This window comes from Paenisporosarcina quisquiliarum (assembly GCF_043641925.1).
Taxonomy (GTDB): domain Bacteria; phylum Bacillota; class Bacilli; order Bacillales_A; family Planococcaceae; genus Paenisporosarcina; species Paenisporosarcina quisquiliarum_A.
Map to the genome: position 1 here is coordinate 323662 of NZ_JBHZRU010000001.1, position 15340 is coordinate 339001.

Annotated in this window: 18 protein-coding genes; 17 read left to right on the forward strand and 1 reads right to left on the reverse strand. The window is 37.5% G+C overall.

The window, feature by feature from the left end; genetic code table 11:
* The 17 genes from hepT (at position 1) to ACHUE4_RS01705 (ending at position 14764) form a co-directional block, all read left to right on the forward strand.
* Positions 1–975 (forward strand): heptaprenyl diphosphate synthase component II, encoded by a 975-nt coding sequence (gene hepT / locus ACHUE4_RS01625; protein ID WP_394187530.1) that lies wholly within the window; start codon positions 1–3, stop codon positions 973–975.
* Positions 976–1056: 81 nt separating this feature from the next.
* A complete protein-coding gene (gene ndk, locus ACHUE4_RS01630; RefSeq protein ID WP_394187531.1) occupies positions 1057–1503 on the forward strand; it encodes a nucleoside-diphosphate kinase in 447 nt (148 codons plus the stop codon).
* Between the two features lie 113 nt (positions 1504–1616).
* Entirely contained in the window at positions 1617–2387 is a 771-nt protein-coding gene (locus ACHUE4_RS01635) for a CheR family methyltransferase (RefSeq protein ID WP_394187532.1), read from the forward strand.
* A 154-nt stretch (positions 2388–2541) separates the two neighbouring features.
* Entirely contained in the window at positions 2542–3723 is a 1182-nt protein-coding gene (gene aroC, locus ACHUE4_RS01640) for a chorismate synthase (RefSeq protein WP_394187533.1), read from the forward strand.
* A gap of 2 nt (positions 3724–3725) precedes the next feature.
* Positions 3726–4832 (forward strand): 3-dehydroquinate synthase, encoded by a 1107-nt coding sequence (gene aroB / locus ACHUE4_RS01645; protein ID WP_394187534.1) that lies wholly within the window; start codon positions 3726–3728, stop codon positions 4830–4832.
* Positions 4829–5191 (forward strand): chorismate mutase, encoded by a 363-nt coding sequence (gene aroH / locus ACHUE4_RS01650; RefSeq protein WP_394187535.1) that lies wholly within the window; start codon positions 4829–4831, stop codon positions 5189–5191. The genes aroB and aroH overlap by 4 nt, the downstream gene beginning before the upstream one ends.
* Positions 5192–5211: 20 nt before the next feature.
* Complete coding sequence (gene hisC, locus ACHUE4_RS01655; RefSeq protein ID WP_394187536.1) at positions 5212–6315, forward strand: histidinol-phosphate transaminase; 1104 nt, start codon at positions 5212–5214, stop codon at positions 6313–6315.
* Complete coding sequence (locus ACHUE4_RS01660) at positions 6308–7408, forward strand: prephenate dehydrogenase (protein ID WP_394187537.1); 1101 nt, start codon at positions 6308–6310, stop codon at positions 7406–7408. Before hisC ends, ACHUE4_RS01660 begins: the two co-directional genes overlap by 8 nt.
* Positions 7409–7430: 22 nt before the next feature.
* Positions 7431–8714: a 3-phosphoshikimate 1-carboxyvinyltransferase gene (gene aroA, locus ACHUE4_RS01665; RefSeq protein WP_394187538.1), complete on the forward strand. Its 1284-nt coding sequence runs from the start codon at positions 7431–7433 to the stop codon at positions 8712–8714.
* Positions 8715–8804: 90 nt separating this feature from the next.
* The gene (locus tag ACHUE4_RS01670) at positions 8805–10055 is read left to right on the forward strand and encodes a tetratricopeptide repeat protein (RefSeq protein WP_394187539.1); all 1251 of its coding nucleotides are present in this window, start codon (positions 8805–8807) and stop codon (positions 10053–10055) included.
* 13 nt (positions 10056–10068) lie between these two features.
* On the forward strand, positions 10069–10623 hold the full coding sequence (locus ACHUE4_RS01675) for a ReoY family proteolytic degradation factor (protein ID WP_394187540.1): 555 nt from the start codon (positions 10069–10071) through the stop codon (positions 10621–10623).
* 42 nt (positions 10624–10665) lie between these two features.
* On the forward strand, positions 10666–11121 hold the full coding sequence (locus ACHUE4_RS01680) for a DUF2487 family protein (protein ID WP_394187541.1): 456 nt from the start codon (positions 10666–10668) through the stop codon (positions 11119–11121).
* A 150-nt stretch (positions 11122–11271) separates the two neighbouring features.
* Entirely contained in the window at positions 11272–11775 is a 504-nt protein-coding gene (locus tag ACHUE4_RS01685; RefSeq protein ID WP_394187542.1) for a ubiquinol-cytochrome c reductase iron-sulfur subunit, read from the forward strand.
* 20 nt (positions 11776–11795) lie between these two features.
* The gene (gene qcrB, locus ACHUE4_RS01690) at positions 11796–12470 is read left to right on the forward strand and encodes a menaquinol-cytochrome c reductase cytochrome b subunit (RefSeq protein WP_394187543.1); all 675 of its coding nucleotides are present in this window, start codon (positions 11796–11798) and stop codon (positions 12468–12470) included.
* Between the two features lie 40 nt (positions 12471–12510).
* The gene (locus tag ACHUE4_RS01695; RefSeq protein WP_394187544.1) at positions 12511–13272 is read left to right on the forward strand and encodes a menaquinol-cytochrome c reductase cytochrome b/c subunit; all 762 of its coding nucleotides are present in this window, start codon (positions 12511–12513) and stop codon (positions 13270–13272) included.
* Between the two features lie 146 nt (positions 13273–13418).
* On the forward strand, positions 13419–14018 hold the full coding sequence (gene lhaT, locus ACHUE4_RS01700) for a lipoprotein heptaprenylglyceryl N-acetyltransferase LhaT (protein ID WP_394187545.1): 600 nt from the start codon (positions 13419–13421) through the stop codon (positions 14016–14018).
* Between the two features lie 62 nt (positions 14019–14080).
* Entirely contained in the window at positions 14081–14764 is a 684-nt protein-coding gene (locus ACHUE4_RS01705) for a zinc metallopeptidase (RefSeq protein ID WP_394187546.1), read from the forward strand.
* A gap of 57 nt (positions 14765–14821) precedes the next feature.
* On the opposite strand, the gene ACHUE4_RS01710 is transcribed toward ACHUE4_RS01705, so the two are convergent.
* On the reverse strand, positions 14822–15340 hold a 519-nt coding region (locus ACHUE4_RS01710), incomplete at its 5' end, for a transposase (protein WP_394187547.1).

Consider the following 15340-nt stretch of genomic DNA (forward strand, 5'->3'; position numbering starts at 1 on the left):
GTGGAAAAGATGAAGTTATCCATGCTCTATTCTGACATGCGTTCAGATTTAGATCTCATCGAAAAAGAATTAGAGGTTGCTGTGAATTCGTCTTCACACTTACTAAATGATGCTTCTCTTCATTTGTTGCATGCTGGCGGAAAACGGATACGTCCTGTATTTGTATTACTGGCTGCTAAGTTTGGTGATTATCAGATTGATCGCATTAAAGATGTTGCCGTGCCTTTAGAATTAATTCATATGGCCTCTTTAGTGCATGATGATGTTATTGATGATTCTGAAATGCGAAGAGGACAGTTAACGGTCAAAGCCCAATGGAATAATCGAGTCGCCATGTATACTGGCGATTTTATTTTTGCCCGTGCCCTCGAATACATAACGAATTTCTCAAATACTGAGGCACATCGTATTTTGTCCTATACAATGGTTGAAATTTGTGTGGGGGAAATTATTCAAATCGAGGATAAATATAAAATTGATCAGCGACTACAAGATTATTTCCGTCGTATTAAACGAAAGACTGCTCTTTTGATTTCTTCAAGCTGTCAACTAGGAGCAGTTGTATCTGGAGCAGATGCAAAGACCACGATGCATTTAAAACGTTTTGGGTATTACGTCGGTATGTCATTCCAAATAATCGATGATATTTTAGATTTCACCTCAACAGACAAAGAACTTGGAAAACCGGCTGGCAGTGATTTGCTACAAGGCAATATCACATTACCTATCTTGTTTTTAAAAGATGATCCAGTTTTCCGAAAAGATTTTGAACGGGCGATGTCAGGTGAATTAACGGAAGCTGAAAGACTTGACCTTGTTAAACGTGTGCGCCAATCAGATGCGATTGATAAAGCGAAGCAAATTAGTGATCGATATTTGCAAAAAGCCATGAAAGAAATTGATGCTTTGCCCGATCAACATGCTAAAAAAACTTTACGCAAAATTTCGCTATTTATGGGGAAACGTAAATTTTAAGTTGTTGTATAAATTTTGATTGAATGGTACTATTTTTTACGGTAGGGATAACCCTAAGATCGAATTGAAGGAGTGTTAATTATGGAAAGAACGTTTTTAATGGTAAAACCTGATGGAGTTCAACGTAACCTTATTGGTGAAATCGTTGGTCGTTTTGAAAAGAAAGGCTTCCAATTAGTTGGAGCTAAATTAATGCAAATTACACCAGAACTTGCTGGTGAACATTACGGTGAACATAAAGAACGCCCATTCTTCGGTGAACTTGTTGATTTCATTACTTCTGGACCAGTATTCGCAATGGTTTGGGAAGGCGAAAATGTAATTGCTACTTCTCGTTTACTAGTTGGGGCTACAAACCCTAAAGAGTCTGCTCCTGGAACTATCCGTGGAGACTTCGCTGTAACAGTTGGAAAGAACATCATTCATGGTTCTGACTCTGCTGATAGCGCTGTTCGTGAAATCGGTTTATTCTTCAAAGAAGATGAACTTGTATCATACGCTAAAGATTCTAATAACTGGGTTAACTAATTTTCATTATAAAAGCAGTCAAATGATATTCATTTGACTGCTTTTTTTAATTTCAGAATAGTCTTCCATACGTTATAATATGGATAGGAAGTTAGAGAGGGAGAATGACGGGTATGCCAGATTATCTAAAATTCATTGAACAAATTAATCGAAAAACTGGGATTAACCTCAGTTTATATAAAGAAGCCCAAATGAGAAGACGGCTTACATCTCTATATGATAAAAAGGGATTTGCTAACTTTGAAGAATTCTTTTTTGCACTTGATCAGGATCGTGATTTGTTGAATGAATTTTTAGATCGAATGACAATCAACGTTTCCGAATTTTACCGAAACGCAAAGAGATGGGAAGTTTTGCAGAATAAAATATTCCCAAAGTTATTACAATCGAAAAAAACGCTAAAAATATGGAGTGCTGCTTGTTCTACTGGTGAGGAGCCATATACTATTGCGATGGTTTTAGGGAATCATATCCCTTTGTCTCAAATCTCTATACTAGCCACGGACTTAGATGAAAATGCAATTCAAAGAGCAAAAGCAGCCATTTATCCTGAGAGATCTTTAGCTGAAGTACCTGATGATAGTAAAAATAAATACTTTGATAAGCAAGGAACGTTTTATGAAGTTAAAAAAGAAATAAAAAACACAGTTACATTTAAAAAACATAACTTGTTAAACGATACATATGAACAAAACTTTGATTTAATCGTTTGTCGAAATGTCATGATTTATTTTACGGAAGAAGCGAAGGATCAAATTTACACGAATTTCGGGAATTCCCTAAAAAAAGATGGAATATTATTTGTAGGAAGTACCGAACAGATTTTCAATCCACAACGGTACGGATTAGAAACAGAGGATACTTTCTTTTATCGAAAAATATAGTGGTAGATGCTGTCCGGAAAAATTTTCGGACAGCTTTCTTACATAGAAAACATAGACGAATCACGATTTTTTACAAGTACTACTATGAAAATTAAAAAAGATTATGTTATAGTGTTACTTAAAATACTTTAGCGAGTTGAAGGGGGAAAGTGCCATGCGTTATTTAACTGCTGGTGAGTCTCATGGACCACAACTAACAGCGATTATCGAGGGCCTACCATCAGGATTACAGATTACTTCAGAATTAATTAATAGAGATCTTAAACGGAGACAAGGAGGACATGGTCGAGGTCGTCGCATGCAAATCGAGAAAGATACGGTGAATATCACTTCTGGTGTTCGGCATGGAGTGACAATTGGTTCACCAATAGCACTTGTAGTAACGAATGATGACTGGAAACATTGGACTCATATTATGGGGATTGAACCTTTATCTGAAGAACTGAATCCAGAAGACGTTAAACGACAAATTACACGCCCAAGACCTGGTCATGCAGATTTGGTTGGCGGAATGAAATACGGTCATCGCGATTTACGTAATGTACTAGAGCGTTCTTCCGCACGTGAAACTACAGTGAGAGTAGCTGTTGGTGCAGTAGCTAAACAACTTTTAGCAGAACTCGGGATCCATATCGTATCTCATGTAACTGAAATCGGTGGGATTAAAGCGAACCCTGCATTGATTGAAGGATTATCAGTAAAAGAAATTCGAGAAATCGTAGAATCAGATGCTGTCTATTGTGTTGATCCTGATGCATCTAAACAAATGACTAAGGCAATTGATGATGCTAAAGAGAGTGGTGACTCAATTGGTGGCGTAGTAGAAGTGGTTGTTGAAAATATGCCAGCTGGAATCGGAAGTTACGTTCATTATGATCGCAAACTAGACGGCAAACTTGCCATGGCGATGATGAGTATTAATGCTTTTAAAGGTGTCGAAATCGGATTAGGATTTGAAATGGCAAGAAAACCAGGTAGCCAAGTCCATGATGAAATAGCTTGGTCGGAAGAACAAGGTTATACACGTAAAACGAACCGTTTGGGTGGTCTTGAAGGCGGAATGTCAACAGGTATGCCAATCGTTGTCAGAGGCGTAATGAAACCTATTCCGACTCTTTATAAACCGTTACAAAGTGTTGACATTGATACGAAAGAGCCTTTTAAAGCAAGTATAGAACGTTCAGATAGCTGTGCTGTACCAGCGGCTTCAATTGTTGCTGAACATGTTGTTGCATGGGAATTAGCATCTGCTATTTTAGAACAATTTAATAGCGATCAACTATCAAAACTGAAAACGTCAATTGATGAACATCGAGCTTACACAAAGGAGTTCTAAGTATGCAAAACATAACCATTGAAACGATCACGAAAGAATACGACGTTCACATGGGTACAAACATTATTCAAGAAGCCATTTCCTTGTACAAAGAACAGCTTGTTTCTGCCGATCAAATTGTTATTATCGCAGATAGAACAGTTGTGAACTTGCATATAAATAAACTAGTAACTCCTTTGCAAACAATAACAAACGGACTGATAAAAGTTTATGAAGTTCCACCAGGAGAAAGCTGTAAAACCATAGAAACCTTTTATGATTGCCACAGTTTTTTACTGAATGAAAATTGTTCAAGAAAATCCGTACTGTTTGCATTCGGTGGAGGAGCTTGTGGGGATTTAACAGGTTTTGTTGCTTCTACATTTATGCGAGGCATACCTTTTTATCAAATTCCTACAACAATTTTGGCGCATGATAGTGCGGTTGGCGGGAAGACAGCGATCAATCATTCACAAGGCAAAAACATGATTGGTTCTTTTTATCAGCCAGAAGCCGTGTTTTACGACATTTCACTATTATCTACCTTACCTGAAAATGAAGTGCGTTCAGGAATGGCTGAAGTGATAAAGCATGCACTCATTTCAAATCCACAATGGGTGAATGAACTATTCGAAGTTCAAGATTTTTCTACATTAACAACTAGCAACCTACAAGAATATTTATGTAAGGGAATCGTTGTGAAAGCTGAAATTGTCAAAGATGATGAATTCGAGCATGGAAGTCGGAAATTTTTAAATTTCGGTCATACCTATGGCCATGCAATAGAAAATACAATTGGATATGGTCACATCACACACGGCGAAGCGGTCATGATTGGAATGGTTTACGCATTAATGTTAAGTGAAGAACTTGCTGAATTAGAATCTGGTTTTGCTCATAAATTCTTTCTTCATGCCCTTAAATTAGGTTATACATTCGATGCCATTCTTACAAAAACATACAAAGAGTTATTTGATGTGATGATTCGCGATAAAAAAGCTTCTCATGGTGATTTACATTTTGTTTTATTAAACAAGATTGGTGAACCAATTAATAAGATTATTTCAAAAGAACAAGGTCATAAAATGGATGAACAATTAAAAAATTGGGTAAGGGAGGAATCGATTTGATACGTGGGATTCGAGGTGCAACAACAATCACTCATGATACAGCTGAAACTATTCATTTAGAAACAGAAAGATTGATTATTGAAATGGCTAAAACAAATAACATTGACCCTGAACAAGTTGCATCAGTCATTATATCTACGACAACTGACATTTCTTCCGCGTTCCCGGCAAAAGCCGTGAGAAGTATTGAAGGCTGGACGTATGTACCGGTTATGTGTACTCATGAAATGGACGTACCAGGCGCGATGGGCTCGTGCATTCGCGTTTTAATGCATGTGAATACTGAGCTATCTCAAAAAGAACTTCATCATGTTTATTTAAATGAAGCAGTTACCTTAAGACCAGACTTAGTAAAGTAAGAAAGCAGAGGCGAGAAAAGATGAAGTGGAAAAAGCAATTAGCCGGAATGAAGGCATACCAACCAGGAAAATCGATTGATGATGTAAAAAAAATGTATGGATTATCCTCCATCACTAAATTAGCATCGAACGAAAACCCGCTGGGCACATCTCCTAAAGTACCTCAATTTATCGAAGACCATGGCATAAATTTTGCGCGATACCCTGATGGTTATTCAGGGGCTTTACGCAAGGACTTGGCTGAACACCTTCAAGTAAGTGAGAAGCAATTGCTATTTGGAAATGGATCGGATGAAATTATCTTAATCATTTCTCGAGCTTTACTTCAGCCTGGTGTGAATACCGTCATGGCAACACCAACATTCCCTCAATATCGACACAATGCACAAATAGAAGGTGCTGAGGTCCGAGAAGTCGAACTGATTGATGGACATCATGATTTAGAGGGCATGCTTAAACAGATAGACGAGCAAACGTCAGTCGTATGGTTATGTTCACCAAATAATCCAACAGGAAATCTTATTCAGCAGGCTAAACTTGATGAATTTATTTCCTCAGTCTCTCCAGAAGTTTTAATCGTTTTAGATGAAGCTTACTTCGAATACGTGACTGATACAGAATACAGAAATGCGATTGACTATCTTCAAACCTATAAAAATGTAGTGGTTTTGAGAACTTTTTCAAAGGCATATGGGTTAGCGGCATTTCGCGTTGGATATGCAATCGGCAATGAAGAGCTGATTGCGAATTTAGATCCATTAAGAGAACCGTTTAATAATACATCACTTAGTCAAGGAGCAGCGAGTGCTGCATTAAGTGACCAAGTATTTATAGAAAAGTGCCGTATAGAAAATAAACAAGGAATCGACTTGTTTGAATCGTTTTGTTTAGAGCACAATTTGTTCATTTATCCTTCACAAGGCAACTTTGTACTAATCAATATTAAAACAGATAGCGACAAAGTCTTTGAAGAATTGATGAAAAAAGGATTTATAGTTCGAAGCGGCAACGCGCTAGGTGTACCTGGATTTATTAGAATTACTGTAGGTAGCATCGATCAAAATACGGAACTCATCGAGAAACTGGAAAAGATCCTAATAGAATTAGGCGTTATACATGAGTAAACAAATATTAATTGTTGGTCTTGGCTTAATAGGTGGTTCTCTTGCTTTAGCTCTTCAAAAGAATAAGGACTTGACCATTATCGGATATGATATAGATTCACATGTTATTAGAAAAGCAAAAAAATTAAGGGTCATTCATGAAATGGCTTTTCATGTGAAAGATTCAGCAAAGATCGCAGACGTCATAATTTTTGCTACACCCGTTAATACAACATTACAGTTCATGAATGAAGTACAAGACTGGCCATTAAAAGACTCTGTAGTGCTTATGGACACAGGAAGTACGAAGAAGTTAATCATGGAAAAAGCGACGACATTAAGGAAACAAGGCATCACGTTTATCGGTGGTCATCCGATGGCTGGATCTCATAAATCCGGTGTAGATGCTGCAAAAGCACATTTGTTCGAAAATGCCTATTTTATGTTGACTCCTTTAGTAGATGAAAGTGAAGAAAAGATAGAGTTTTTAGAGTCGTTATTGTCTGTTACGAAAGCAAAAGTTGTTCGTGTAACAGCTGAGGAGCATGACCATATGACAGCTGTCGTGAGCCACTTTCCACATATTGTGGCAGCTTCTCTTGTTCATCAATTATCAGGTGAAAATGAGCAATTTCCCTTTACTAAACAATTAGCCGCTGGTGGGTTTCGAGATATTACAAGAATCGCCTCGTCTAATCCCATTATGTGGAGAGATATTACGGTACAAAATCGTAACGAACTCATAAACCAATTAGATAAATGGCAGGACGAAATGAATCATGTGAAATCCTTGTTAAATGAAGCGGCACCACTTGATATCGAGCATTACTTTTCTAGAGCTAAGCATGTTCGGGACGAATTACCAATCACTTCTCAAGGGGCACTTTATACAGTTTATGACTTATACGTTGACGTTCCCGATTATCCTGGTGTTATTTCTGAAGTGACTGGTCTACTGGCCAAGCACGCTATTAGCATTACAAATATACGAATAGTAGAAACAAGAGAAGATGTATTCGGAATATTGGTGATCAGTTTCCAAACTGCGGATGATCAGAAATTAGCACAAAAATATCTAAATCAAGAAACAACATTCGAAACCTATATATCCTAGAATTTTGAGAGGTAGTGACAAAATGATACAGTCTTCAAAAAAAGCATCCCTAAAAGGGGTAATTACAATTCCAGGGGACAAGTCTATTTCTCATCGATCGATTATGTTTGGAGCAATGGCTAAAGGAAAAACGACAGTGGATGGCTTTTTGTTAGGTGACGATTGTTTAAGTACCATCTCATGTTTTCAAAAACTTGGCGTCAAGATAGATGTTAATGGAAACCAAGTTTCGATTGAATCGGATGGAATAAAGAACTGGAATGAACCTCAAAACATATTGAATACAGGAAATTCAGGAACTACTACTCGATTACTACTGGGTATCTTAGCAGCTTCACCAATTTACGCTGTCATGATTGGTGATGATTCGATTGCGAAAAGACCGATGAAGAGAGTGATTGATCCTCTACGCCAAATGGGTGCTCAAATTCTTGGACGAAGCGGAGGACAGTATACGCCACTAGCAGTTCAAGGAACAACTTTACAAGGCATTACGTATCAAATGCCTGTAGCCAGTGCACAAGTAAAGTCAGCCATTTTACTTGCAGGGTTAAACTCTGAAGGAACAACGATTGTAACGGAACTCGAACCTACTAGAGATCATACAGAACGCATGATGCGACAATTTGGTGTACAAGTTGAATCAGTCGATGGTGAAATTCATTTAAGTGGTGGACAACAACTGGTGAGTACACATATTGATGTACCAGGAGATATTTCCTCAGCAGCGTTCTTTTTAGTTGCAGGTGCCATTACTGATACTAGTGATATCATGTTGAAAAATGTCGGATTAAATCCAACGAGAACCGGTATTATAGATGTTCTTTCACAAATGGGTGCGAATCTTAAGGTTGAGGAATCCATAACAAATGGAGAAGAACCTTTTGGCAATATTCGAATAAAATCTAGTGAGCTAAAAGGGATTGAAATTGGCGGAGAGTTAATCCCTCGTTTAATTGACGAGTTGCCGATTATCGCTTTATTAGCAACACAAGCTTTTGGAACGACGGTGATTCGAGATGCCGCTGAACTAAAAGTAAAAGAAACAGATCGGATTACAGCAGTTGTGAATGAATTGAAAAAGTTAGGTGCTACGATTGAAGCAACAGATGATGGTATGATTATTAAAGGACCTGTTCAATTAAATGGAGGTACAGTGACCTCTTATGGGGATCATCGAATTGGAATGATGGGTGCTATTGCATCCCTTATTGCAAGCGAGCCAGTTGAAATAGATGATCCTTCATGCATTTCAGTTTCATATCCTAATTTCTTTGAACATTTAAAAAATGTGAAAACAACGTGAACTCTCCTCTAAACGGGGAGTTTTTTCTTGTGAATGGTTCAAGCGTCATGTAGCATATGGTATGAAAAGAGAGAAAACGGGTGATGAAAAATGGAGTATAGTCAATTTGAAAAAGCAATTAAAGAAGGTAATCTAGAGCAAGTGCAATTGTTAATCGAACCACTTCTTCTTGCTAGTGAACCCGACACACAATATGAAATCGCAGAAATGTTAGTTGGAACTGGTTATTTAAAAGAAGCTGATCAGATTTTACAACATATCCAGTTTTTATTTCCAGAAGAAGCACAAATTAAAATAGACCGTGCTCATTTGTTAATGGAAATTGATCAAGAAGATGAAGCTCTTTTATTGTTATCGAGCATTGAGCCTCATGAAGAAGTGTATCCACAAGCGTTATTAAGTCTAGCTGATTATTACCAAATGCAAGGATTTTACGAAGCGGCTGAACAACGAATTAATCAAGCACTGGATTTAATGCCTGATGAACCGTTACTAAAGTTTGCTAAGGCAGAATTGATGTTAGAAACGGGTAAGTACTTAGAAGCAGTACGCTTATACGAAGAACTGAAACGTGACCAAGATGAAATTGCGAGCATTCGACTTTCAGAACGATTAGCAGAGGTCTTAACTGCTGGAGCGGCATACGAAGAAGCTCTTCCTTACTATGAGGAATCATTAGACCATCATGTAACACCTGATTTATTGTTCGGTTATGCGCACGCAGCTTTTCAAGCTGAACAATTTGAGCTAGCTATTCGTAAATTAACAGAAGTAAAAACATTAGATCCGGATTATTTCTCCGCTCATTTGTTATTAGCACAGTCTTTAATGATGATTGAAGAGAATGATCGAGCGTATGAAGCCATAATGGAAGGGCTTAGTCGTGATGAATATGACAAAGAGTTGTATTTGTTTGCTGGTAAACTAGCTTTGAAATTAGGGAAAACACAAGAGGCTGAAGACCATTTACGTCAAGCGATTGCTTTAGATCCTGAATATATGGAAGCAACGATTACACTAATATCGTTTTTCCATACCCAAGAACGAGATGAAGATGTTATTGAGCTGATTGAAACGGTATCAAAAGATCAGGATGATTGGTCCGCACTTTATCCATTTGCTGCTGAAGCATATGCACGAGAAGAAAATTATGAACGTGCATACGAATTTTATTCTTTGGCATATACTGACCATAAAGAAGATCCACTATTTTTAGAAAAATACGTTTATTTTCTTTTAGAAGAAGGAAAACGATCAGAAGCTCTAGAAGTAGGTAAACTATTAGCTTCTCTTCAACCACATGAAGAGCGCTGGCAAGACTTAATTGATTCTTTAAATTGAAAGGAGGAGTAACATGACCGCATCTGTTTCTGTAATGGAAAAGAAGGAATTTGTTCGATGGTTTCTAAAGAGATATCAGATGAAACGTAGAGAATGTGTGTGGATCCTGAATTATTTACTAAGCCACGATGAATTACTTCAAAAAGTTCATTTTGTTGAAGAAGCTCACTATTGTCCTCGTGCGATGGTCATGTCTGTAACAGAGTCCTCAGGCGTTCCATTTCGATTTTATAAAGGGAATTTAATGACAGCGGATGCAGAAAAATCATTCCACGATTTACGATTGCACCCTTCAGAAGATATGTATATTCAACTAAACTTCCCGAACGTCCCTGCAAGTTCAGAATTTTTAGCAGTACTTGAAGAAAACCCTTATATGCCAACATATTTAAATACGAATGATAAGGATCGAAAACTAGCTGAAGAGGTTTTAGAAGAAAGTATGCACACTTTTCGTGAAGAGCATATTTTAAAACAAATCGATGAAGCATTAGATGCAAATGATAAAGAGCGATTCTTTGAACTTTCGACCATTCTGCAAGGAATAAAAGAATCGACAAAATCTTGACTTCATCGATTTCGATGAAGTCTTTTTGAGGTGAAATTTACTATGTATTGGAATTCAAAAGATATAACGACGTTTATAGAGCAAAAAGAATTTGTAGATACGGCTATCATTCCACTCTTACTTGTAGATGGACGAGCTTCGCACATACAACAAAGTGCTGGAACAGCGGATTTCTTAATGTCTTTAACCGCTTTTATGGAAAATCAATTTAAAGGGCGCGTTGTATTAATGCCGCCTGTTACATATACACCGCAATCTAGTCGTTCGGTTTTAGCTACCGAATGGAAGAAAGTCCTTACTGAGGCGGGTTTTAAGCATCATTTCTTTATTTCATGTGATATGCAGTGGGCGACAGATGCTCCTGAGATAGATGTGATATATACGCCATCTATTCCTTTAGAAAATATGGACCAAAAGTTAAGACAATCCATTTTGGACGATCAAATTCGACAGGTGGTTCCCGTGTTTGCAAATAATTGGGCGAAAACAGTTGAATAACCTTCAAGAAATGTTCACAAAGTGTCAGTAGGAACCTAATGGAATATTGACCAACCTTTTTTATTGATATATCATAGAACTGTCCTAGTTTTACTATTTAGTACAAGTATGTCCATTTGGACTGACCTTTAAGTTAGAGGGGGGAAAAACATGAGTAATAATCGTGTATCGAGACGTCAATTCCTTAACTACACATTGATGGGTGTCGGTGGATTTATGGCCGCGGGAATGATGATGCCGATGGTACGTTTTGCAGTCGATCCAGTATTGCAAAAAGCAGAAGGCGGAGATTTTATTCCGACAAGCAAAAAAGTTGCTGAACTTACTGAAGTACCAGAACGAGTAGACTTTTCATTTGAGCAAGTTGATGCATGGTATACGTCTGAAGTGACAAGTACCGCATGGGTTTACAAGAGTGGGGATAAGATTATTGCCCTTTCACCTGTTTGTAAGCATTTAGGATGTACGGTTAACTGGGCTGGTGATAAAGGTCACCCGGATCAGTTCTTCTGTCCATGTCACGCTGGCCGTTATGAAAAAAATGGTCAAAACATTAAAGGTACACCACCTCTTGGTCCGTTGGATGAGTTCGAAGTGCGTGAAAAAGACGGTCTGTTAGAAATCGGTAAAATACGACCAAATACATTAGTTTAACGTAAGGGGGTACGACGTCAGTGCTAAATAAGATTTATGATTGGGTGGATGAACGTCTGGATATTACTCCTATTTGGCGTGATATTGCAGACCATGAAGTTCCAGAGCACGTAAACCCTGCACACCATTTTTCTGCATTCGTATATTGTTTCGGGGGATTAACATTCTTCGTAACTGTAATACAAATTCTTTCTGGTATGTTTTTAACAATGTATTATGTACCAGATATCGAAAATGCTTGGCAATCGGTTTACTATTTACAAAATGAAGTTGCATTCGGTGAAATTGTACGTGGAATGCATCACTGGGGAGCTTCTCTCGTAATTGTGATGATGTTCCTACACACATTGCGTGTATTCTTTACAGGTTCTTATAAAAAACCTCGTGAACTTAACTGGGTAGTCGGCGTATTAATTTTCGGCGTTATGTTAGGTTTAGGTTTCACAGGTTATCTACTTCCTTGGGACATGAAAGCGTTGTTTGCAACGAAAGTAGGTATTGAAATTGCGGCGTCTGTACCATTCATTGGTGGCGCAATTAAAACCTTGTTAGCTGGAGATGAGACCATTCTTGGTGCTCAAACGTTAACACGATTCTTTGCGATTCATGTATTCTTCTTACCAGCTGCTTTGCTTGGGTTGCTTGCAGCACACTTTATCATGATTCGTAAACAAGGTATTTCAGGACCGTTGTAAGAAACAGCGTCTTTGATGATTTCAAAAAGGAGGGGACACTATGCATCGCGGAAAAGGGATGAAATTTGTCGGGGATTCTCGTGTACCTGCTAATCGCAAACCGAATATTCCTAAAGACTATTCCGAGTATCCAGGGAAAACAGAAGCTTTCTGGCCTAACTTTTTATTAAAAGAGTGGTTAGTTGGTGCTGTATTCTTAATTGGTTATTTAATCTTAACTGTTGCGCATCCATCACCACTTGAGCGTCAAGCGGATCCAACAGATACTGCTTATATTCCATTGCCAGACTGGTATTTCTTATTTTTATATCAATTATTGAAATATGAATTTGCTTCAGGACCATACAATGTTATTGGAGCAATCGTAATGCCTGGACTTGCTTTTGGTGCATTAATGCTTGTACCATTCTTGGACAAAGGTCCAGAGCGACGTCCATTTAAACGTCCTTTGCCAACTGCATTTATGTTGTTAGCTATTGCATCAATCATTTTCTTAACTTGGGAATCTGTTGTGAACCACGACTGGGAAGCAGCAAAAGCTCAAGGGGAAATTCGTGAAGAAGCACAGTTCGATACTTCAGCAGAGGGCCATCAGATTTACATGGAATCTTCCTGTATTAACTGTCATGGTAATGCTTATGAAGGCGGACTTGGACCATCACTAGCTACGACTGAATATACTGCTGAAGAAATTGCAAAAATTGCAAAAGAAGGTATTGGCACAATGCCTGCTGGTCAGTGGGAAGGTTCGGACGAAGATTTACAAAAATTATCACAATTTATTGATGAATTAAGTCCATGATAGTACTTAGAAAGAGTCAGGAAACTGGCTCTTTTTTTGTACAGATTTGGAAGTATTAATTTGAGGATATCAGTATAGGAAAAGGCATAGCATGCACTACAGTGAGAACGTGTTATGTTTTTCTAATACATAAGGAGTCGTTTTTAGTGAATACTATCTTTACATACGTGAAATTCATTTTATTTCATAAATCATTTATGTGGCTTTTATTCATTGTAAATTTATTTGGAACTTTATTCGGTTATTATTGGTATCAAAGTCAACTAGAGATTACACCACCAATTTTCTTAATTTTTGTTCCTGATTCACCAACAGCAAGTTTGTTTTTCACCATTGCTTTATTTGGATGGCTATTAAAATTGAATTTTAAATTGATTGAAGCACTTGCTCTCATCACATTAGTGAAATATGGACTTTGGGCTGTCGTCATGAATATTTGGACGCAAGTAGAAACTGGTCCTATTGGATTTGAAGGATGGATGCTGGTGGTTAGTCATTTTGCTATGGCTTTGCAAGCAGTATTGTACATTCCTTTTTACAGATTTAAATGGATTCATGTCTTACTTGCCTCTATTTGGACCTTACATAATGATGTGATCGATTATGTATTTGGACAAATGCCAATTTATCGAAGTCTGAGTGAATACACTCAATCTATTGGCTATTTTACGTTTTGGTTATCAATTGCATGTATTTTATTAGCGATTATGGTCATTAAATTGTCACGTTTGCAGCAGTCGAAATAGTTGCTCAATTTATAGCATATCTATAAAATAAGAGATAGATAGAAATTAGGAGGATGGTCGATTTGAGTTATTCTTTTTTGATTTACTTTGCGGTAATTTTGTTGTTACCACTTTACGCGCAATTTAAAGTCAAAAGTACGTACAAAAAGTATGCAAAAGTACGTTCAACTTCAGGTATGACAGGTGCACAAGTGGCACGTTTGATTTTAGATAGTAATGGTTTACAAGATGTGAAAGTTGTTGAAAGCCGTGGGTTTTTGAGTGATCATTATAATCCAATGACAAAAATTGTAGCACTTTCTTCTAGCAACTACCATGAAGCATCAGTTGCTGGAACAGCAATTGCTGCCCATGAAGTTGGACATGCGATTCAACATAAAGAAGCCTATTCATTTTTGAAATTCCGTCATGCTTTAGTTCCTGTGGCAAACATTTCTTCGAATGCTTCTTGGATTTTCGTTTTAATCGGTATTTTTGCCAACCTTTCAGGCATGTTGCTTTTAGGTATCGCCTTATTAGCGATTGGTGTAGTATTCCAAATTGTAACTTTACCAGTTGAGTTTAATGCTTCAAGCAGAGCGATGAATCAAATTGTTTCTCTAGGCGTTATTCGCAATGAAGAAGAAAAACATGCGAAGAAAGTACTGAACGCTGCCGCAATGACTTATGTTGCTGCTGCTGCAGTTGCTGTACTTGAGCTAACTCGTTTGATTTTAATCTACACTGGTATGAGTCGTTCAGAATAGATAATAATAAAACAGGTTCTCCGTCAAATGTTGGGGTGGAGTGAAAATCACTTCACCTCATCCAACGTGATATCCTATTTTTTTATACTTGTGTGTTAATAATATCTTTGCTCGGAATCGCATGAAGCTTCTGAAGCCAAATGCATTTCTTTTCATAACTTTTGTGAGGTTATTAATTCCCTCCAGAAAGCCATTGGAAAGATTATAGGCAAAGCTATTTAAGATCTCGATTTGCCAATTCTGTAGTGTCTTGATGACACGGTTAAATTCAGGAATATTGATTTGGGTAACGAGTTGATAAAATGAATGTAAAAGCTCTTTGGTCTGGAGAATCTTCTCCGGACCATTTTCTTTTGCCTGAACAAACCACTCATTAAACTTTTCTTTCAACTCATACGCTTGCTTAAGCTCATCTGACATGGAAAGATATCGATCTAAATACCAGCGATCTTCATCGGTTAATTTTTGAGAATTCCGATGGAATACATATCGCATCTTTTTACATTTCTTACGATCGTAATCATTCCAGGTAGCCTGTATTCGTCTACGCACTCCATCAAGTGCCCAGTAAATATA